General features: G+C 51.4%; 15 protein-coding genes. 8 read left to right on the top strand and 7 right to left on the bottom strand.

What is annotated here, in order from left to right; translation table 11 throughout:
* Positions 1 to 228 precede the first annotated feature (228 nt).
* From B0F88_RS12780 to B0F88_RS12750, 7 genes are all read right to left on the bottom strand, one after another.
* The gene (locus B0F88_RS12780; protein ID WP_308555270.1) at positions 229 to 1896 is read right to left on the bottom strand and encodes a TolC family protein; all 1668 of its coding nucleotides are present in this window, start codon (positions 1894 to 1896) and stop codon (positions 229 to 231) included.
* Complete coding sequence (locus B0F88_RS12775) at positions 1893 to 4991, bottom strand: efflux RND transporter permease subunit (RefSeq protein WP_104424317.1); 3099 nt, start codon at positions 4989 to 4991, stop codon at positions 1893 to 1895. Before B0F88_RS12775 ends, B0F88_RS12780 begins: the two co-directional genes overlap by 4 nt.
* Positions 4984 to 6063 (bottom strand): efflux RND transporter periplasmic adaptor subunit, encoded by a 1080-nt coding sequence (locus tag B0F88_RS12770; protein WP_258076659.1) that lies wholly within the window; start codon positions 6061 to 6063, stop codon positions 4984 to 4986. Before B0F88_RS12770 ends, B0F88_RS12775 begins: the two co-directional genes overlap by 8 nt.
* A gap of 569 nt (positions 6064 to 6632) precedes the next feature.
* Complete coding sequence (locus B0F88_RS12765; protein ID WP_104424315.1) at positions 6633 to 7793, bottom strand: helix-turn-helix transcriptional regulator; 1161 nt, start codon at positions 7791 to 7793, stop codon at positions 6633 to 6635.
* A 48-nt stretch (positions 7794 to 7841) separates the two neighbouring features.
* Positions 7842 to 8924 (bottom strand): protein-glutamate methylesterase/protein-glutamine glutaminase, encoded by a 1083-nt coding sequence (locus tag B0F88_RS12760; RefSeq protein WP_104424314.1) that lies wholly within the window; start codon positions 8922 to 8924, stop codon positions 7842 to 7844.
* 22 nt (positions 8925 to 8946) lie between these two features.
* Positions 8947 to 9546 carry a chemotaxis protein CheD gene (locus B0F88_RS12755; RefSeq protein WP_104424313.1) on the bottom strand — a complete coding sequence of 200 codons (600 nt, stop codon included), beginning with the start codon at positions 9544 to 9546 and terminating at the stop codon, positions 8947 to 8949.
* Complete coding sequence (locus B0F88_RS12750; RefSeq protein ID WP_258076666.1) at positions 9537 to 10334, bottom strand: CheR family methyltransferase; 798 nt, start codon at positions 10332 to 10334, stop codon at positions 9537 to 9539. Before B0F88_RS12750 ends, B0F88_RS12755 begins: the two co-directional genes overlap by 10 nt.
* A 271-nt stretch (positions 10335 to 10605) precedes the next feature.
* On the opposite strand from B0F88_RS12750, the gene B0F88_RS12745 reads away from it, so the two are divergent.
* The 8 genes from B0F88_RS12745 to B0F88_RS12710 all read left to right on the top strand — a co-directional run bounded on the left by B0F88_RS12745 (position 10606) and on the right by B0F88_RS12710 (position 22059).
* Positions 10606 to 11514, top strand: coding sequence for a hypothetical protein (locus tag B0F88_RS12745; protein WP_104424311.1), 909 nt, complete (start codon positions 10606 to 10608; stop codon positions 11512 to 11514).
* 46 nt (positions 11515 to 11560) lie between these two features.
* Entirely contained in the window at positions 11561 to 11929 is a 369-nt protein-coding gene (locus B0F88_RS12740; protein WP_104424310.1) for a response regulator, read from the top strand.
* 18 nt (positions 11930 to 11947) lie between these two features.
* Positions 11948 to 12280 carry an STAS domain-containing protein gene (locus B0F88_RS12735; protein ID WP_104424309.1) on the top strand — a complete coding sequence of 111 codons (333 nt, stop codon included), beginning with the start codon at positions 11948 to 11950 and terminating at the stop codon, positions 12278 to 12280.
* On the top strand, positions 12277 to 14463 hold the full coding sequence (locus B0F88_RS12730) for a chemotaxis protein CheA (RefSeq protein WP_104424308.1): 2187 nt from the start codon (positions 12277 to 12279) through the stop codon (positions 14461 to 14463). The genes B0F88_RS12735 and B0F88_RS12730 overlap by 4 nt, the downstream gene beginning before the upstream one ends.
* 161 nt (positions 14464 to 14624) lie before the next feature.
* A complete protein-coding gene (locus B0F88_RS12725) occupies positions 14625 to 16313 on the top strand; it encodes a methyl-accepting chemotaxis protein (protein WP_104424307.1) in 1689 nt (562 codons plus the stop codon).
* Positions 16314 to 16327: 14 nt separating this feature from the next.
* Positions 16328 to 16894 carry a chemotaxis protein CheW gene (locus tag B0F88_RS12720; RefSeq protein WP_104424306.1) on the top strand — a complete coding sequence of 189 codons (567 nt, stop codon included), beginning with the start codon at positions 16328 to 16330 and terminating at the stop codon, positions 16892 to 16894.
* Between the two features lie 24 nt (positions 16895 to 16918).
* Positions 16919 to 18802 carry a methyl-accepting chemotaxis protein gene (locus B0F88_RS12715; protein ID WP_258076658.1) on the top strand — a complete coding sequence of 628 codons (1884 nt, stop codon included), beginning with the start codon at positions 16919 to 16921 and terminating at the stop codon, positions 18800 to 18802.
* A 446-nt stretch (positions 18803 to 19248) separates the two neighbouring features.
* Positions 19249 to 22059, top strand: a complete 2811-nt coding sequence (locus B0F88_RS12710) for a methyl-accepting chemotaxis protein (protein ID WP_104424305.1) — start codon at positions 19249 to 19251, stop codon at positions 22057 to 22059.
* The last annotated feature ends 27 nt before the right edge of the window (positions 22060 to 22086 follow it).

Below are 22086 nucleotides of genomic sequence, written 5' to 3'. Positions count from 1 at the left end.
TTAGCCGGGTTTTGAACGGTTCGTTGAAAACTTCGGTTTTGGCTGTAGATTGCTCTTAGTTCAGACAATAAGCATTGAGCCTAAGACGGCCTGTTTTACGCAGTGGAATGGCGCTGCCCCGGTTGTGCTTTAATTCTTAAGTGAGTTGTTTTGTCTCGCTGATCTTCTCTACAATCCTTGTTCCGTCTCCTTTTGCTGTGCGAAACAGCTGCGTAGGTAAGACATAAATTATTGGTGAGAGACTTCGGCTACCCACCCGCCGCCAAAAGCCCGGTAAATTGAAACCAGGGCAACGTACACCTCAGTCTCGGCCTTGGCTCGCTCATCGGCGACGGCAAGTTTGGTGCGCTGGGCGTCCAGTACGGAGAGATAATCGCTGGCGCCATGCTGATATAAGCCATTGACGAGCCGGTAGGCTTCTTCAGCAGCGGTTTCGGCTTCGGTCATTCGGTTGCGGCGCTCCAGCGACGAGACGTGCGCGACATAGGCGTTTTCCACGTCTTCCAGTGCGAGCAGAAAAGTCTTCTCGTAGTTCGCCGCGACTTGATCCAGCCTGGCGTCGGCGGCGGTAATGTGGGCCTGGATGCGTCCGGCATTGAATATCGGCGCGGTAAGGCCCGAACCGAGCGTATAAACACTCTCGGCAATACTTGAAAACCCGCTCGAAGCCAACGCGCCGAAACCGCCGCTAGCGGACAGCACCAGCTTGGGCAGCAAATCGGCCCGCGCCGCGCCGAGACGGGCGGCCATTGTAGCGACTTCGGTCTGCGCCAAGCGCAGATCAGGTCTTTGTTCCAGTAAGTCCGAGGGCAGAAGACGGGGGATGTCCGGCGAATTTGTAGGCAATGGCTCGGCATGAGCCAAGCGGATTTGCATTTTTTCCGGCGGCTCGCCCAGTAACACGGCAAGACGATGAATCAGGTTTGAGCCGGCGCTCTTGAGCGTAGGAAGCGCACCGGCAGTGGTGTTCACCAAGGTTTCCTGACGGGCGATGTCCCATTGGTTGGTCAAGCCTGTGCGGTTGAATACCTTTAACACTCTCAGGCGTTCCTGCTGGATGGCGATGTTTTTCCGCAAGATGGCTGTGCGTTTTTGTATCCCGCGCAGCTCTAAATAGTGGGTCGCTACTTGGGCCAGCAGTCCCACTTGGGCGGCATGTAGGGCCTGTTCGGCCCCTTCCGCCTGAGCGGCGGCAGCTTCCGCTTCCAACTGTCGGGTGCCGAACAGGTCGATTTCCCAGCGGGCGGACAACCCGCCGCTGATAATATCGGCAGTGGGTGTGAATAGCCGGATGCCTTGATCGCTCGGTACGCCGATGATCCGGTCGATCTTTTTTTCCCGACCGCCGCCGGAGTACAGGTCGATGCTTGGATAGAGCATCGAGTCGGCGACGGTGGTCATGGCTTTGGCTTCACGAACACGCGCTATGGCGCTCCTGAGATCGTGATTGTTCGCCAATGCTTGGCTAAGCAGGGCGTTCAGTTTCGGATCCTGGAACCCTTTCCACCATTCTTTAAGATCGGCCGGGTTAGAACGTGTTTGGGCATCGGGGGCGTGATGCCAATCTTTGGGGGGTGTTATCAAGTTCATTGGATTGTCGACACGGGTTGGGGTGCAGGCGCTCAAGTTAAGCAACGCCGCCAGAATGGGGATCGGTAGCCAATGCGACATGTTCATCCCTCGTTCCCACGTAGCGCGTGGGAACGAGAACAACTCCCTCTCCTGCTGGACGACTGCATGGATGCAGGAGGTAGAGCAACGCATGGAGCAGTTGCCGAGAGGGTTGGAGTGAGGAGAATAAAAACAACCCTTTATATCCCCCTCATCCCAACCTTCTCCCTCAAGGGAGAAGGGGCTATCCGGCACATTGAACAGATGCAATTTTTTTAGGTTCATTGGGAAGCTCCGTTGCCGGACGGCAAAATCACGAATGCCTCTGCATTTAGCGGCGAGCGTTCCACCCTGAACCACGCCGCATAGAGCGCAGGCAAAAAGAAAACCGTCAGGAAGGTGGCGATAGTGAGTCCGCCCATAATCGCGATAGCCTGCGGGCCGAAAAAATCGTTGCGCGATAACGGGATCATCGCCAGGATGGCCGCCGCCGCCGTCAGCAGGATCGGCCTAAAGCGGCGTACAGTCGATTCGATGATGGCGGTCCAGGCATCGAGCCCGGCTTTTTGATCCTGTTCGATCTGGTCTACCAGGATCACCGAGTTGCGCATAATCATGCCGGACAGGGCAATGATGCCGAGCAGCGCCACGAAGCCGAAAGGCGCGCCGAACAGCAGCAGGGCGAACGCCGCGCCGATGACACCCAACGGTGCGGTGATGAACACCAGAAAGGTTCGGGACAGGCTTTGCAATTGCATCATCAGCAGGATCAGCGTAATGACCAAAACCAATGGAATCCAGACGAATATTGATTTCTGGGAAGTCCAGGCGTCCTCTTTGGAGCCGCCGGTTTCGATGAAATAGCCGGGCGGTAGCTGTTCCTGGATAGGCTTAAGTTTCGGGATGATCTCGGCCGCCACGTCGGGAGCCATCTTTCCGTCGACCACGTCGGCGCGCACCGAAATGGCGGGGAAGCGGTTGCGCCGCCAACGGACGCCGTCCTCGAATGCGGTTTCGAACGTGACGAACTGCGACAGCGGTGCCGATCGACCGTTGCCGGTGCGCACGGTCACATCGGGCAACCGGTCGGCGGCGGTGCGCAAGTTGTCTTGCGCCCGCCAGACGATGTCGATCAGCTTGTCATCCTCCCGGAATTGTCCTGCGGGAATCCCGGTGTAGTGGGCTTGCAAGGCTTGCGACAGGCTTGCCGTAGAAACGCCGAGCGCACGGGCCTTGTCCTGGTCGAGCACCAAGCGTAGCGACGGAATCCGGTCATGCCAGTCGTCGTTCACATCCACGGTGCCGGGATGGTCGCGCATCACCTCGGCCACTTCGTCGGCAATGCTCCGAACCGTTCTGGGATCTTCGCCAAACACTCTGAACACCAACGGATAATCCATCGGTGGACCGACGTTAAGGCGCATGACGCGTCCGCGCAGTTCCGGGAAATCGGTGGCAAAAGCCAGCCGAATGCGTTGCATGACCCGTTCGCGGGCCGCATTGTCTTTGGTCATCACTACAAACTCGGAGAGATTGGTATTGGCCAACTGCTGTACGATCAGCAGGAAGAAGCGTGGGGTGCCGCTGCCGATATAGGCGGTGTAATTCACCACGTCTTCATCTTTGCTCAAAATCGCTTCCATATGCTTGGCGGTCGCTTCGCTATGCGCAAAGGAACTGCCCTCGGGCTGCCACAGGTCAATGATGACCTCGGGGCGATTCGACAGCGGAAAAAATTGTTCGGGAACTTGGCTCAGCGTCGCCAAGCCGACACAAAATAGGGCGGCGGTAGCGACGATGACTTTTTTGCGATGATCCACGCACCAAGTCACCCAATAGCGCAGGCGATTGTAAAACGGCGTGTCGAACAGGTCGTGATGGTGCGCGCTATGCGGCTGGATCTTGAGCAACAGGAAACCCAAATAGGGCGTAAAAACGACCGCGCCGATCCACGACAGCAACAGCGAGATGCCCATCACCTGAAATATCGAAACGGTGTATTCGCCGGCTTGCGATTTGGCCAAACCGACCGGCAGGAAGCCGACGATGGTGATTAAGGTGCCGGTCAACATCGGGAAGGCGGTGGCGCTGTAGGCATAGGTCGCAGCAGTCATTCTGTCCATACCTTCTTCCAGTTTGCGCGCCATCATCTCGATGGCGATCATCGCGTCGTCTACCAATAAGCCGAGCGCCAAAATCAACGCGCCTAATGAAATACGGTGAATTTCCATGCCGAACAGCAACATGCACAGCAGCGTTCCGGCCAATACCAGCGGCACCGTCAGCGCGACCACCGAGCCGGTGCGAAAACCCAGGCTTAAAAAACTGACCAGCAGTACCGCGGCCAACGCTTCAAAGAAGGTGGACAGGAATTCGCCGATAGCGGTGTTGACGACGCGCGGTTGATCGGCGACTTGCTCGAGATCAATACCTATTGGGAGTTCGGCTTCTATTTCGGCCTTGGCGGCTTCCAGCGCCTTGCCCAGCGCCAGTACATCGCCGCGTTTGTTCATGGTGATGCCGAGGCCGACGGCTTCCTTGCCGTTGACGCGCATTTTAAGTTCCGGCGGGTCAATGTAGCCGCGCTTAACGTGGGCGAAGTCGTCAACGCGCAAGGTGCGGCCTTCAATATGCACCGGCAGGCCGGCGATGCTGTCCACCGAATCGAACTGACCAGTGATGCGGATCGGCAAATTACGCTGGGTGGTGTACACAATTCCTGCCGACAGCATACTGTTTTGCGCCTGCAAGGCTTCCGCGACCACGTTGGCGTCAAGCTCCAGTTCGGCCAGTCTTTTGTCGGAAAATTCGATATAAATTTTTTCGTCCTGTACGCCGAGCAGGTCGATTTTTTCGACATCTTTGACCCGCAGCAGTTGTTGGCGGACTAAATCGGCGGCTTTTTTCAGCTCGGCGTAACTAAAGCCTTCGCCCGAAAAGGCATAGATCAGGCTGTAAGTATCGCCGAATTCGTCGTTGAAAAACGGTCCGACGCTGCCGGGCGGCAGCGTCATGCGGATGTCGTCAACCTTTTTGCGCACCAGATACCAGAGGTTGGGGATTTCCTTGGGCGGCGTATCTTCACGCGGAGTCACGAAAATGACCGACTCCCCCGGCTTGGAGTAACTGCGCAAAATATCCAGATCGGGCAATTCCTGGATTTTCTTTTCCAGCCGGTCGGTCAGTTGTTGTTCGACTTCTAAAGCCGTTGCGCCCGGATAGAGGGTTTTGACCACCATCACCCGGAAGGTAAATTCCGGGTCTTCCCGTTGTCCGAGGCGGAAATAGGCGAATAGCCCACCCAACAGCAACAGCACCATGATAAAACCGGTGAAAGCGCGGTGTTTTAACACCCAGGCGCTTAGATTGAAGTTATTCATGACTGGAATTCTTTGCCTGCGTTAACGCCAGGATAAATTGTTGCGGCAAACGCACGGGTTGGGCTTCGCGCAGGCGGTTTACGCCGGCGCTGACAATCAGTTGCCCGGAACTCAATCCTGTCACTGCAACCCGCTCGCCGGGCAGTGCTGCGCCGATTTGTATCGGCGTGGCTTTGACTGTAGACGTGCGTTCGTCAACCAGCCAGACACGGGTTTGTTCCGGCTTATTCTGGGGCGTAAAAATAGCCGAGAGGGGAACGGCGAGGCGGGAAGGCGTGATTGAAGGTATCCAAACCATTGCGGTCATACCAAGCCGCGCATCATCCCGGCCTTCCAGAAGAGTTGCTTTGACCCGATAGGTACGGCTGACCGGATCGGCTGCCGCCGCGATTTCGCGGATACGCGCCTTGATTTGTTTGTCGCTGTCGGCCCACAAGGTAACCATGACGTCTTGGCGCTGTTTGAGTTCGGCTACGCGGTGCTCGGGAATGTCGATATGGATTTCCTTTTCATCGAGTTGGGCCAGCCTGATAACCGGCTGACCGGAGGAGACGACTTGCCCGGTTTCGATTTCCAGCGCGGTCACCACGCCGTCGCGGTCGGCCCGCAAATCGGTGTAAGTCAGTTGGTTGTCGGCCTGACCGAGTTGGGCTTCGAGCGCCGCAACCTTTTGCCGCGCGGTAATGTAAAGCGTTTGGCGGCGATCTAACTCAGGTTTGCTGATGATGTTCTGATCGAACAATTCCCGGTATCGGCTTAAGTCGTCTTTGCTGTATTCGCTGTCGGCTTTAGCGGATATAAGCTGAGCCTTAATATTCAGCGCGGCAAGCCGGAAATCGCCGGGATCAAGCCTTGCCAGCAACTGCCCTTTATGCACTTGCTCGCCTATATCGACTAAGCGGCCGGTTAGTTTTCCCGCCACCCGGAATGATAAAGTCGTCTCAAAACGCGCTCTAACCTCGCCCGAAAACGGCCTGTCGTTCAGTGTCTCTTGGCTCGTTATGCGAACAATATTGACGGGGCGAACAGAGGGCTGCTCTTGGTTGCGATGCGTACATCCAACTAATGTCAAAAGTAATACCGTTATCAAATGGTTGATAGGGGTATTTTTGAATAGCAAAGGTAAGCGACCTCTACAGCGAGAATTGGGGGAATTCATCTGCTCTCCAGTTAATGTAGTTACACACGTAATGAGAACATTGGATACGTCCAACGGTGCGCGTTCGAAACAGATTGCGCGGTGTGGTAATGTTCTGTTGCGATACAATTTAAACTAAGCGATTGAACAGCGCGTCACCCGTTCGGGTGAAAAAGGAAAATAATTTTCAACTATCCGCCCTAGTGGGTACTGGATTCCGGGCGCTATAAAAACACGCAGTTTGCCCCCATCAACCTAACCTTTTTCCGTTGAATAATGCCGTTAAGTTAATGAAAGTCTTCTGTATTTGGAGTGCAGGCTCCGCCTGCTAATGCAAGCACCCAAAGTGGGCGCTTTAGGCGAAGCTTGCACTCCAGCGATCACTATTTTTTATGTGAGCTAAAAAATCGTCTAACTTAACGGCATTATTTCCGTTGTAGAAAGGATGCATGTGAACTTATTGAGATTGGTATTGCTTTAGGCGAATAATAAGCAGGTGCGGATCAGATTTTTGTTATAACCGTCTTAGCTGGGGCTGCAAGCATGCCGAAACCTGTAGTCAGCAATTGTATGAGTTCGGATTGACGATGCGTTTGGGTTTTCTCCAGCACCTGTTTTAGTTGGGTTTTTACCGTGTTGTTGCTGATGCCTCGTGTTTGGGCATAATCGCTAACCGTTTGTCCCCGCAGCAAAGCGACCGCAAGTTTGGCTTCGGCCGGGGATAGACCGTAGCATTGAGTCAATAGGCTATCGTCCAAGTTAAGCGGCAGATCGGGATCGCAAAGAAATAACGCAACGCTCGGCACCGAGCCGATGAAAGGTAACGGTTGGTTTTGTAGCGATACCACTATTGCCGATAAAGGACGGCTTGAGTTGCCTCGGTGCAAGTTCATCGCATTGCCGTGCCCCAGTTCTATGGCATTGCTGATTAACTGACGCAAGGCACGGGTTTCATTGGCGTTATCCGCTTGGCAGCGGCCAGAGGTATTGAGACGAAAGCCGTCTGAACAGCGGATTAAAGATTCCGCTCTGTGATTGACAAATACGGCTTGGCCGCATTTATCGAACAAGACCAACCCGACCGGCAAGCGGTTCAGCAGCTCAGTGTCTGTGTTCAGTACACTTTTAACTTCGGAAAATTTTTTGTGGATCATGCAAGAGCGGCGTAAATGCGGCACCAAACGCGCGAACAGCGCTGTTTCGTCGGCAGAAAAGGGTTGTTGTTTGGATCTGAAAATCGACAGACGCACCGTCAGCGTATCCTGCTTGAGAAGATGACCGATCATGGCATGAAAATAATCCTGCGGTTTAAGCCAATCGTTATACCATTCAGTCTTGACAAATTCCTGCACGGGAAACAAGCGATCAGATGTTATCAGTTCGCCTTCAGGTAAATTTTTGGAGTTTTCAAGCCAGACATTGACCTTGGAATAATACCGCTCGTAAGACACGACGGTTTCAGGGTCGGTGCGGACGGTTTGAATAAAGGAAGATTCATCGCTACGGCAAGTGGAGTTGAGACTGGCAAAATCCACCAGATGAAGCGCTGTACCCCTGCTTTTGAAGGTATCTGACAACTGTTCCAAGAAAATTGACCATAACTCCGGCATGACGGCGGCATCGTAAATTGCCTCAATTAAACTATCATATTGGCTTTTATTCATAAGGTGGATTCAACTCCGAATGCAATCTCAATAAGGGGGGCGTAACGGTTAGGTTCTTTTAAACAGCGCCCGGGTAGGAGCCTGCATGATCAGTTGCGGGATGGACGACAGCGGCAGAATGCCATCGACGGCGCCGAGTTTGACGGCTTCTTTGGGCATGCCGTAGACCACGCAACTGGCTTCATCTTGCGCTATGGTCAGCGCTCCGGCATCGTGCATCTCCTTCATGCCGTGCGCGCCGTCATCGCCCATGCCGGTCAGGATGATGCCCACGGCGTTAGCCCCGGCAGATTGAGCGCTGGAGCGGAATAGTACGTCAACCGATGGGCGGTGTCTACTGACCAGCGGGCCGTCTTTGACCTCAACCTGATACTGCGCGCCGCTGCGTTGCAGCAGCATGTGCTTGCCGCCGGGAGCGATCAACACCAAGCCGGGCAAGGCGCGGTCATTTTGCGCGGCTTCTTTTACCGTCACCTGGCAAATGCCGTCCAGCCTTTTGGCAAATGCGGCGGTAAAATGTTCCGGCATGTGTTGCACCACGACAATAGGCGGGGCGGTACGCGGCAGTTGGGTGAACAGGTATTCCAAGGCCTGGGTGCCGCCGGTCGAGGTGCCGATCACAATGACCCGGTCGGTCGTTTGCACCATCGGCTTTGGGACGCACGCACTGAGAGTGTTTGCCGGGGCGCGGCTGGGCGAGGTTGAGGCGGACTTGATGACGCTGGGGCGGGAGCCTACGGCGGCTTTGATAACGTCGACAATGGCAGTTTTGGATTCTTGCAGGAAACCGCGCAAGTTTACCTTCGGCTTGGTAATAATATCGACCGCTCCGGCACTCATCGCCTGCATAGTCACTTCCGCGCCTTTTTCCGTTAAGGTGGAGCAAATGACCACCGGAGTGGGGCGCTCGCTCATCAGTTTTCTAAGGAAAGTCACGCCGTCCATGCGCGGCATTTCAATGTCCAATACGATGACATCAGGCCATTCGGTTTCCATGCGTTTCATCGCGAAAATAGGGTCGGGCGCTGCGCCGATGACTTTTAATCCCGATACGCCGTCCAGTAAGCCGGTTAATACCTGTCGCACCACGGCGGAGTCGTCGACAATCAATACTTTAATTTCAGTTGGCATGTTGTTTAATTATTGAGTGCGGTTACCAGAAATCGGCCTGATTCGGCGGCTGCTGTGTCTGTGCAGTGGTGTTTTTTTCCAGGAAACGTTTTTCTTGTTTAATAACGGCTTGTTCTTCGCTTCTTTCAATGGTTTTGACATAAACGGAGAAATCGCTGGCCAGGAAAAAAATATTGCGGCCTATAGGGCCGCCCAAGGCGGATGCTATTAATGGGATGCGCTCGGTACGCAAAAAAGTTTTAATAAACTCGCAATTGACCGCGCCTATGGATTGCCCGCCGCGTAATTCATTGCCCAATTTCAGCACATCGCCGCCGCCAAAGGCTTTGGCTTTTAAATGGATGCGTTGCGCGCCCTGTTTCAACATTTGATTGATCAGCAGCTCCATCGCATGGATGCCGTAGCGTCCGCCTTCCGAGCCCAATAAGGCCGCATTATGGGCTGCATGCTGCTGAGCCAGCAGGAAATGATTCATGCCGATCACATGATTTACCGGATCATACAAACATGCCGCCACGCAAGAACCCAGCAGGGTGGAAATTATTTCATCTTTTTTAGTGACATAACTTTCGCCGGGATCGATGATGATGCGCGGCAGTCCCTGATATTGCCCTATTTGCATGGTTTTTGATAAATGGAAGGCGCCACTACGGATAATCCGGTTTTAATGTTGTGCAACGTTTCGGAATGGCTGATAAAAAAATAGCCGCCCGGTTTTAACGCCGAAATGACGCGCTGGACTATATCTTGCTTGGTTTCGGTATCAAAGTAGATCAGCACATTGCGCAAAAAAATAACATCAAATTGCCCAAGGCTTTTGGGAAGCGGGGTTTTAAGGTTGATCTGGCCGAAACTGACGCGTTTTCTTATTTTTTCATCGACGCGAAAATAGCCTTCTTGCGAACGCACGCCTTTCAGGCAATATTTATCCAGGAAACGCTTATCCATATTATCCAGTCTATCCATTAAATAAACGCCTTGACGCGCGGTGTCCAGCACTTCGGTATTGAGATCCGAGCCGAATACTTCCCATTTTCTCATGCCCAGAGTCTCGGCCAATGTCATGCCGATGGAGTAACTTTCTTCGCCTGTCGAGCTTGCGGCGCTCCACAGGCGGAAATTATCGCCGCGCCAGGTTTTAACAATCTGTTCCTGAAGGAAATCAAAATGCTTGGGTTCACGGAAAAAATAAGTTTCATTGGTGGTCAGAATATTAACCATCAATTGAAATTCCTGGGGATGTTGTCCTGTATTCAGCAATTGGTAGTATTGCCCGTAGGTTTGCAAACCATAATGCAGTAAGCGCTTGGCTAAGCGACTGGCCACCATGATTTTTTTTTCCGGGGTGAGCGCAATGCCTGCGTGATCGTAAATAACGCGCCTGAAATGGGAAAACTCTTCGGCGCTTATGGGTTCTAAGCTGATAATAAATTCCTGCTTTAAGTGATCTTAATATGTCATCTCGGCCGTAATCGCGCCTATATAAAACCGTATGGTCTATAGGGAGGAGGATGGCTTAAGGCGCTATGCGAAAATAAAGCTCGTAAGCAATTGATTATAGATTCTTTGTAAAAGTCAATATAATTAAAATGTTATTGCCGTATATTCCGTACAGTTTTGAATGGATATAAGTATGATTACATACTAAACTATGTCCTTCGCAAGAACAACGGGGATTTTAATGCAGCAGATCCAGAACAATGCCGACGGTAAATTTTTGTACATTTCACTTTCTGCATTGCCGGTAATATTGGGTGGTATGGTCGTGGGGTGGCAATACGGCGCTACCTTATATAATGTGTTGTTCAGTGTGCTGCTGGTGTTTTTCGGGATTGGAAGCGGTTTGTTTTTGTGGCGCCGCCATGATAACGAATTGGCGCAAACCAATTTCCGCTGGGCTCAGGACGAAAACAGCAAGATAGCGGCGGTTTCGACCTATACCGGCGAGTTGGAGCGGCTGCTGCTGACCATCAGTCCTATACTTTCCCAGCACGTAATGGTTTCGCGCGAGCATACCGAGCAGGAAATTACTTCGCTATCGAGCCGTTTTTCCTGCATGGTCAACGAACTCCAACTGATTGTAGACAGCACCGATAATGCCTTTGGCGGGCGGCAAAGCAACCACCTGGACAGCGTAATCGATGCCTGTCGCGATTTGCTGCAACCGATTCTGGATTTGCTCGGACAGCTTCGTCAGGCAGAGCAAAAAGCCGTTGATGACGCAGTCTTGTCCCAGGCCGAAGCCAATATCAACCAGACATTAGCCCTTTTGAGCCAAGTTCTGGGCCATTACCGCGATGATGCCTGCGCGCTTAGAAACCATGCCGAGCAAATTCGCGGCGAGATCAATAATGTCCTGGTGGCCTTGCAGTTTCAGGATCGCGTCAGCCAGATATTAACGCAAGTCGAAAACAACTTGCTGAATCTACAAAAAACCATCGAAAGAATTCAACAGCAGGGCAGTAATCGCGACGGCGATATGCTTGAAGTCGATAAAGCCGTAGAGCATATAGAAGAAAACTACAAGTCGGTCAGTTCCCGGGCTAAGCATTCGCCGGACGACTCAGACGATGATTTAACTTTTTTTTGATGCGAATCAAGAACGTATTTTTTAATTCAACACTGGGCTTTAACTTATGGCAAAAACAATTATGATCGTGGACGACTCGGCCTCAATGCGGCAGGTTGTCAGCATTGCCCTAAAAGGTGCGGGTTATGAGGTGATCGAAGCGTGCGACGGCAAAGACGCGTTAAGCAAACTGACTGGGGTGAAAATCCATCTTATCGTCAGCGATATTAATATGCCGGTTATGGACGGCATTACCTTTGTTAAAGCCGTTAAACAACTCGACCATTACAAATTCACCCCCATCATTATGCTGACTACTGAAATGGAAGACGATAAGAAACGGGCCGCCAAAGAGGCCGGTGCTAAAGCCTGGGTGACCAAACCTTTCCAACCGCCTATCCTGCTCGCAGCCATTGCCAAATTAGTGCTGCCGTAACCTTATCCGAGAGATGCCATGACTGCAAAAGCTAAGAAAAATGACGGGACAGTTCAATTGGCCATTAAGGATGACATGACTATCTACAATGCCGAATCGCTCAAGGAAACCTTGTTGGGGTATTTTCATCCGGGTACAAGGGAGTTGCAGCTTGATTTGTCGGCCGTCACTGAAATAGACAGCGCGGGTTTGCAATTGCTGTTGTTACTGAAGGCCGAAGCGCAAAAACGAGGGTTTACGCTGCGATTGTTGCGGCACAGCGAAGCGGTGATTGAGGTTTTTGAGCTGCTCAAACTCGGTATGTATTTTGGCGATCCCATTGTTATCCCCGCTAATTGGAAAAAATCATGAGCGATATGAACCCCGCCTTAGAAACCTTTTCCCAGGAAGTCGACGAATTACTGACGGCAATGGAAGAAGCCTTGTTAGGCTTGGAAGGCGCGCCCGACGACGCTGATTGCATCAACAGTATTTTTCGCGCGATGCACACCATTAAAGGGTCTTCGGGATTGTTTGGGTTCGACGATGTTGTCGCTTTCACCCATGAGGCCGAAACCGTGTTGGACCGGGTTAGAAACGGCGAGCGTTTGATTGATGCAGAACTCATCTCGGTTTTGCTGGCCTGTAAAGACCACACGGCGCAGCTGATTCAGCACGTTCTTTTCAATGAGGGCGAACCGCTGCCGGAAGCGTTGCAGCAGCAAAATCAGGCGCTGATTGTCCGGTTAACCGGAGCACCCGCCGCCGGAGGCATGCCCTCGACCCAAGAGGAAAAAGCCGATCATTTTGAAGTCGATCCCAATACGTCTAACAGCAGCGATAATTGGGTTATCAGCCTGGCTTTTAAAAAGGACGCCCTCCGAAACGGCATGGATCCGCTGTCGTTTATCCGTTATCTGCAAACGCTTGGAAAAATAATCGAAGTGATTATTACCATGCCGGCGCTTCCGCGCATTGAGGATATGGTTCCCGAGGATTGTTACCTCAATTTTAAAATAGCTTTTAACAGCAGCGCCGATAAAAAAACGATAGAAGACGTGTTCGAGTTTGCCGAGGACGATTGCGATATTCATATCTTGCCGCCGAATTCCAGGCAGGAACACTACGTGCAGTTGCTGGCGAATTTACCGGAAGATCAAGTCAAGCGCTTAGGCGAAATGCTGGTCGAGATCGGCGCCTTGACTGAAAAAGAAGTTGCAAACACGCTTCACGAGCAGCGCGAAGATGATGATGCCGAGGCGAAACCGCTCGGCGAAAGGCTGGTGGAAAAAAATATATTGCAGCAACCGGTCATAGAGCAGGCGCTTAAAAAGCAGGAAGCAGTCAAACAAAAGATTAACAAGGAGTCCAATTACATCCGGGTAGACGCCGCCAAGCTGGGTTATCTTATCAATCTGGTCGGGGAATTGGTTATTTCGGGCGCCGCGATGCGGCTGATGGTCGATAAGCACGGCTTGTCCGATGTCGACGACGTCGCCTCGACCATGAGTCATCTGGTGGAAGATATACGCGATACCGCATTGCAATTACGCATGGTGCAGATCGGCGAAACGTTTACGCGCTTCCAGAGAGTCGTGCATGACGTCAGCAAGGAATTGGGCAAGCAAATTCAATTGCAAATAACCGGCGGCGAATCCGAACTGGATAAAACCGTAGTGGAAAAAATCAACGATCCGCTGACCCACCTGGTGCGCAATTCGCTTGATCATGGCATTGAATCCCCCGAAGTGCGCGTGCGGGCGGGAAAACCCGAAAAAGGCACTATACAGTTGAACGCCTATCATGACTCGGGACGCATCGTGATCCAGATCAGTGACGACGGCAAAGGCCTGGACCCGGAAAGAATCGTCGCCAAAGCGATAGCCAAAGGGCTGATTAAGCCGGATCAAGTCCTCAGCAAGAGTGAAATTTACAGCCTTATTTTTGAACCCGGCTTGAGCACTAAAGAGGAGGCGAGCAACCTGTCCGGTCGCGGCGTCGGTATGGATGTGGTCAAGCGCAATATCGAGGCATTGCGCGGCAGTGTTTCCGTAGACAGCGAGTTGGGGCAAGGCACTTCGGTAACAATCCATTTGCCGCTAACGCTGGCGATTATCGATGGGTTTATGGTGGAAGCGCAACAGGAACGCTATATCATACCGTTGAGTATGGTCGAAGAATGCGTCGAGATGAACAGCGACGAATGGCAAATTGACGACGTTCAACATTACGTCAATCTGCGCGGGCAGGTTTTGCCGTATTTGCGTTTGGGCGATTTCTTCCACAACAATAAAAAACACACGCGCACTCAACGGGAAAGCTTGGTTGTCGTGCGTTTCGGCGAGGCCAAGGCGGGTTTTGTTGTCGATGAGTTGCATGGCGAAAATCAAACCGTAATCAAACCGCTCGGCAAGCTGTTTGAGAATCTCGACGGTATTGGCGGAGCAACTGTGCTGGGTAGTGGTGATGTGGCATTAATTCTCGACGTGCAAGGGCTTATTCATCACGCAAAAAAGCGGGCGAATCCTGCTTTGGCGTTGTTGTCGGGTGTTTAAAAAGCCAGCGCAGCAGGCTGTGGCTGAATTTTTAACAGAACGACAATCCAATTATCAATATTGGGGTTCCCAAATTGAGCTTCAATCTAAAAACAGGCCAGGTACTCTATGAATAGTAACGACTTAATAATGAAAATATGCATATACACGGGAGTCTTGCCATGCTGAAGAACCTCACTATCAAAGCCCGGCTGATTTTGGTTGTAGGACTAATGTCAGTGCTTGCTATTGCGTTAGGGGCTCTCGGTTTGAACGGGATGAAAAAAGCCAATCAAGGTTTGCTAACCGTTTATGTCGACCGTACTGTGCCTATGGGGCAGTTGGGCGAAATTAATGCAAAATTACTGGCTAATCGGCTGGCAATTACCAATACCTTGGTGTTCAAGGAAGAAAGTCAAAAAAATATCGATCTCGTCAGACAGAATATTATCGATATTAACAAGATATGGGATCAGTACATGTCAACCTATCTAACGGTGGAAGAGAAAAAACTGGCCGATAAATTTGCAATCGATCGTAAGCGATTTGTGGTTGAAGGCTTAAATCCCATCATGGAATACCTGCTTGCCGGCAATGCCGAAGCTGTGGAGAAGACCGTCAGGGAGTCAGTGCGCCCATTATTCGTACCTGTTGCAGAAGGTATCAATGCGTTGATGCAATTACAGCTGGATGTCGCCAAACAAGAATACGATCTGGCTCAAACCCGTTATGAAGAAAGCCGTTTTATTTCGATCGTTCTTCTGACAGTGGGTTTGTTATTGTCGGTATTCATCGGTTTTATGTTGATTCGAGGTATTTCACGCTCTTTATTTGCGATGCAACAGTTTTCCGAGTCTTTAGCCCAAGGCGACCTGACCGTTCGTATCGACCTTGAACAAAATGACGAAATCGGCATGTTGGCTAAATCAATGACAAGTATGCGTGACCAGCTCAGCAGCGTTGTGCAGCAAGTGCGCACCAATTCCGACGCCTTGGGCAGCGCCTCGCAGGAAATCAGCGCGACCGCCCAATCCATCAGTCAAAGCGCTACCGAACAGGCAGCGGGCGTTGAGGAGACCACGGCTTCCATCGAAGAGTTGAGCGCATCGGTTAAACAAAACGCCGATAACGCTAAATTAACCAACGGCATGGCGACAACGGCTGCGGAAGAGGCCGCCAATGGCGGGCAGGCGGTGAAACGCACCGTAGACGCGATGAAGGAAATCGCTGAAAAAATCAGCCTGATTGAGGACATCGCCTATAAAACCAATCTGTTGTCGCTCAATGCCGCGATTGAAGCAGCCTTGGCCGGCGAACACGGCAAAGGTTTTACCGTTGTCGCAGCCGAAGTCAGGAAGCTGGCGGAAAACAGCCGGATAACCGCGCAAGAAATCAATACGCTGGCCAAAAACAGCGTCAAGATTGCCGAAGACGCGGGTAACCTGTTAGCGCAAATGGTACCCAATATTCAGAAAACAGCCGATCTGGTCGAAGAAATTACCGCGTCTTCAGAAGAGCAGGCGCAAGGCATAGGCCAGATCAGCGATGCGGTCGGCCAGTTGGATAAAGCGGCGCAACAAAACGCATCGGGTTCGGAACAGCTTGCCGCCACGGCGGAAGAGTTGAGCGGCCAAGCCATGCAGCTGCAACAGGTTATGGCGTTCTTTAAAGTGGATGCGAACCAAAGTCGCACCGCTAAAGGCCAAACGAGACAATCCATCCTTCCCGGCAAACAGACGGGCGCCAACAAAAAAACCGCTCCTCATTTTACTTCGGCCGGACCTTCTCCGGTAACACCGACGCCCATGCCGGTCAGCAAGGCGGGAGGAACCAAACCTGAATTTAATGAACATGATTTTGAACGATTTTGACAGGTAGATGAACCATGAACCAGTTAATACATAAGCAAGAAAACAAAACCGAGTTAGCGGCTCAGGATCAACTACGCCAGTACCTGACTTTTCGGGCAGGCAATGAAAATCTGGCTATCAGCATTTTGGACGTCAAAGAAATTATCGAAATCAACACGATTACCGACGTGCCGATGACGCCCGAGTATATACGCGGCGTCATTAATCTGCGCGGTAACGTCGTTCCGGTCATCGATTTGTCGGCGCGCCTGGGTCGGCAAAGCAGCGAAATAACCAAACGCAGCTGTATCGTGCTGGTGCAGGTTGAATACAACGAGGATGCCCAGTTACTGGGGATGTTGGTCGACGCCGTCGATGAAATTCTGGAAATACCCGAGGCGAATATCATGCCGCCGCCCGATTTTGGCGCCGATATTCGAACCGATTTTATTCAGTCGATGGGACGGGTGGGTGACGAATTTATTATTTTGCTGAATATTAACCGCGTGCTTTCGATAAAAGAATTATCTCAGCTCAAACAAGTTGCCGAATACGAAGGCGGCAACACAAACAAAGAAACCAGCTTCACCGCACTGAACTGATAATCCACACAAGGACTCATTTTTATGAACATAAAAGACTTAAGTATAAAAACCAAGATATTAACCGGTGCGTTGCTGTTGGTATTGATTACCTGCGGATTCGGAATGCTGTCAAAGCTCTATATTGGCAAAGTGTCCGATTCGCTGTTCGGCATTACCGATAACAACGGCAAGGCGGTTGAATACGCAACCGGGGTCGAACGGATGGCGCTGTCGACCATTATGGAAGAAAAAAACTACTTGTTGCAGGAAAAGGACGAAGTTCACCAGCGCGCCGAACAGAACGTCAAGGAACTGATGGGTTTCCTGGATAAAGTGGATACCGTAGCTAAGCAATACAAGAACACTGAGCTGTTGGAGCAGTCGAAAACGGCAAGGGAAGGCACTGCGCAATACGCCGATAAATACCGGGCGGGAGTTGCCGCACTGAAAGCGAACAAACAATCCGTTGCCGAGATGGTGGAAAACGGCAATACCGTAGCGAATGCGGCCGATATCATGCTTAAAAAGCAGGTAAACAATTATAGCGAAGCGATGAAAAAAGGATTAAGCGCACAGGAGCTTGATCAGTTCGTCCAGCGTTATATCATCACGACCAATATCTATATCAAAGCGATGCAAATCATGCGCGCTGAAAAGGAAGAAGTTAATTACAAGGATCGCGTGGCCTGGAAAAAAATGGAAGTTTTATTGCCGGAGCTAATGGACTTATACGACGATCTGCAAAAAATTGTCGTGAAAGAAGACGAAATCAAATTGATTACAGACGCCCGTAACGGAACGCGGAATTACACCGAATCAGCCAAAAGCTGGATAGAAAACGACAATAAACTGAAAGCTATTTTGGCCGATATGGCAAGTCTGGGCAGTAATGTGATCAAGCAGGCGCAAGACGCCGAAGCCGCCGGTTACGCACAGTTGGGCAATGCGCGTACCGAAGCCGAGCAATTGGTCAGTGACGCCAACAAAATCATCATCGGCACGATCATTCTGGCGATAGTGTTGGGCGTTATCATTGCGTTGTTTTTGGCTTCGATGATCACCAAACCGATTATTCTGGGGGTTAAATTCGCCGAGTCCCTGTCGGAAGGGGATTTGACCGCACAGATCGATATTGACCAGAAAGACGAGATCGGCGTTCTGGCCAATGCGCTGCAAACCATGCGCGACCAGCTCAGCAGTGTTGTACAGCAAGTGCGCACCAATTCCGACGCCTTGGGCAGCGCCTCGCAGGAAATCAGCGCGACCGCCCAATCCATCAGTCAAAGCGCCACCGAGCAGGCATCGGGCGTTGAAGAGACCACTGCTTCCATCGAAGAGTTGAGTGCGTCGGTTAAACAGAATGCCGATAACGCCAAAGTGACCAACAGTATGGCGACAACGGCTGCGGAAGAGGCCGCCAATGGCGGGCAGGCGGTGAAACGTACCGTAGAGGCGATGAAAGAAATCGCCGATAAAATCGGATTGATTGAAGATATTGCTTACAAAACCAATCTATTGTCACTCAATGCCGCGATTGAAGCGGCGCGTGCCGGCGAACACGGCAAAGGCTTTACCGTCGTCGCCGCCGAAGTCAGGAAGCTGGCGGAAAACAGCCGGGTAACCGCCCAGGAAATCAACAGCTTGGCAAAAAACAGCGTCAAGATTGCCGAGGACGCAGGCATCCTGCTGGAAAAAATGGTGCCTAATATTCAGAAGACCGCCGATCTAGTCGAAGAAATTACCGCGTCTTCGGAAGAGCAGGCGCAAGGCATAGGCCAGATCAGCGATGCGGTCGGTCAGCTGGATAAAGCGGCGCAACAAAACGCATCGGGTTCGGAACAGCTTGCCGCCACGGCGGAAGAGCTGAGCGGCCAAGCCATGCAGCTGCAACAGGTTATGGCGTTCTTTAAAGTGGGCGACCGTTAATCCGGTTGCCGGTTGGCTTCGTTCCCATACTCTCGAGGATATGGACGAGTTAAGGAGTACAAACCAGGTTTGTGCTCCTTACTCAATCAATTATTTCACGCTCTCCTACGTGAGAACGCATTAACGAGGTGATTTTATTTGGGAGGTATGTTCTGAGTTTTTGCTTAGAATGTAAAAAACAAAATGTTAATCGAGTCGGGTGCGTCGTGCGAGCCAAGGGATGGCGGTTTTTTTCAACCATCGGGAAAAGCGCGCCGGCGCACCCTACAGCAACGGGAACGTTGTTCAACTTTCACAATAGAAAACACATTGTTTTTAACAGCGCTTCCTTAACTTAAGGGCATTAATGCTCAGCGAGTGGGAACAAGAAAAATAGCGACGTTCAAAATTCGTTTTGCAACATCAAAAAGTATTTAAATTATCCAACTTCCAAGAAAAAACACCCCATGAAAATTAACTTGCCGATCACCAATGTGGAGCGCGCGCTTACAGAGACTGATTCCATTGTTACCAAGACCGACTTAGAGGGGATGATTACCTACGCAAATGAAGATTTTATTCGGATTTGCGGGTTTACTAGAGAAGAGCTGATTGGCGTCCCGCACAATATAATCCGTCATCCTGACATGCCGGTAGAAGTCTTTGCCGATTTGTGGCAGTCGATGAAATCGGGCCGTCCATGGACCGGCGTGATCAAGAATCGTTGCAAAAACGGCGACTTTTACTGGGTTCAGGCCAATGTTACGCCCTACTATGAGAATGATAAGCTGGCCGGTTATATGTCGGTACGCAGCAAACCCAGCCCAAAGCAGGTTGCAGAGGCCGCCGAGGCTTACCGGAAGTTTCGCGAAGGCAAGGCGGGCAATACCCAAATACAGCATGGAAAAATCGTCAAAAAGACATTGCGGGGAAGATTTCCGTCGCTGGAAAACATCAGCATCAAAGCTCGTTTATTGATGGTTATCGCTATCATGTCAATCCTGCTGTGCATTGTCGGCGCCCTGGGGCTTTTCGGTATGAGCAAGGACAGCGAAGGATTGCTTAACGTTCATGACCATCATATGTTGCCTTTGAACCGGATTTCCCAGATACAGAAATTGATGTTGATTAACCGGCTGAGTATTTCCTCCAGTCTGTTCAACCCGGCTCCCGAATCGATTCAGAAAAATACCGCCGAAGTCGAACGCAACATCGCCGTTATCGCCAAGATTTTGGAGGCATACCTTGAAAGCCCGCTTAATGCGAGTGAAAAAAACCAGGCGAATCAATTCAAAAATGACGAAAGTCGTTTTGTGACCGAAGGTTTGCAACCGGCTATTTCAGCATTGCGCAGTAATAACGTCGCACTTGCCAGTAAGATTATCGAGGATAAGGTCGCTCCGCTTTACGAATCGGTCAATGAGGAAGCTCAGAATTTATTGCAATTACAGATAGACGATACCAAGAATGAATTCGAGGCGAGTTTGTCTCGTTATTACAGTACCCGCGACAGCGCCGGTATCTTGATCGCTTCGGGTATTTTGCTGGCGTTGTGGCTAAGTTTCTCTTTGCTGCGTTCCATCGCCAGCCCGCTGAACGCTACGATCAGGCATTTTGGACAAATAGCCCAGGGTAATTACAATCACCCGATTGAAATAGGCAGTATGGACGAGGTTGGCAAGGTGACGGCGGCGCTCAAGGCGATGCAGATCAAGCTCGGCTTTGATGTCGCGGAAGCCAAGCGCATTGCCGATGAGCATCTGCGCATTAAGATTGCATTGGATAACGTCAGTACCGGCGTAATGATTGCCGACAATGACCGTAACATCATTTATGTCAATAAAGCGGCAGCCGGTATGTTCGGCAAAGCCGAAGCAAGTATCCGCGAGCTGTTGCCGGATTTTTCCGTTGATAATCTGGTCGGCGCTAATATTGACGTCTTTCACAAGAATCCGTCGCATCAGGCACAGTTACTGGCTAATGCCGCCGGCAGTTTAAGCCCAGTCAATATTGCTTTGGGAGAGCGCTATTGGGTGGTGACCGCCAGTCCGGTCATCAACCCGCAAGGCAGGCGTATGGGGACGGTCGCGGAATGGCTGGACCGCACTGCGGAAGTCATGGTGGAAAAAGAGGTGGCCGTTATTCTGGTGGCTGCTGTGATGGGTGATTTTACCCAACGCATTGTTATGCAGGGTAAGACAGGTTTCTACCGTGAGTTGAGTGAATCGATCAACCAGTTGATGCAAACCAGCGAAAGCGGCCTTAATGAAGCGGTGCGTGTGTTCAATGCCTTGTCCCACGGAAATCTGACTGAAAAAATCATTAATTACTATTCAGGCACCTTCGGGCAACTCAAGGACGACGCCAATTCCACGGTGGACGATCTTAATGATATTCTCGGTCAAGTTAAGGAGGTCGCGGAATCGATTCATATTGCCGCAAAAGAAATCGCGCACGGCAACACATCGTTGTCTCACCGCACCGAAGTGCAGGCAACCAGCTTGGATCAAACGGCGACCAGTATGCAAAAGCTGACCTCGGCGGTACAGCAAAATACTGAAAACGCCAAGCACGCCAGTGAACTTGCCGTTAGTGCTTCAAGTACCGCGGCTAAGGGCGTTACTGTGATCGGTCAAGTTGTAAAAATGATGGAAGGCATCAATGAATCTTCGCGCAAGGTTGTCGAAATTATCTCTGTGATAGACAGCATCGCCTTTCAGACTAATATACTCGCACTCAATGCCGCAGTTGAGGCGGCCCGTGCCGGGGAGCAGGGCCGCGGCTTTGCGGTAGTGGCCGGAGAGGTGCGGAGTCTCTCACAACGCGCTGCATCCGCCGCCGGGGAGATCAAAAACCTGATTGGCGATTCGGTTGAGAAAGTTGAGGACGGCAGTAAACTGGTTTCTCAAGCCGGAAAGACTATGGAAGACATCGTTAACTCTATCCGTGGCGTTACGGCCATCATGTCCGAGATCAGCGCGGCTTCTGTCGAGCAAACTGCGGGTATCGAGCAAGTGAATATGGCCATTTGCCAGATGGACGACGTAACCCAGCAAAATGCCGCTTTGGTTGAGCAAGCCACAGCCTCGGCGGAGTCGCTGGAAGAGCAGACGCAACAGCTGACGGTTACGGTAGCGCACTTTAAAATGGAAGGCGATGCGGATTCTTATCTTGCCGAACCGGCTGAAAACGAAACTGAAGCCGACCATGTTCCTGTGGGTCACATCGTTAAACTGGATCCGCAATCGGCAGATAGCGGCGGATGGGAAGAGTTTTAGCGTTGAGGAAGATTGGGATTGTTGTTG

It is taken from the genome of Methylobacter tundripaludum (genome assembly GCF_002934365.1).
Classification (GTDB): Bacteria; Pseudomonadota; Gammaproteobacteria; order Methylococcales; family Methylomonadaceae; genus Methylobacter_A; species Methylobacter_A tundripaludum_A.
Note: the sequence above shows the minus strand (reverse complement) of the source record. Positions and strands in the feature narration are given on the sequence as shown.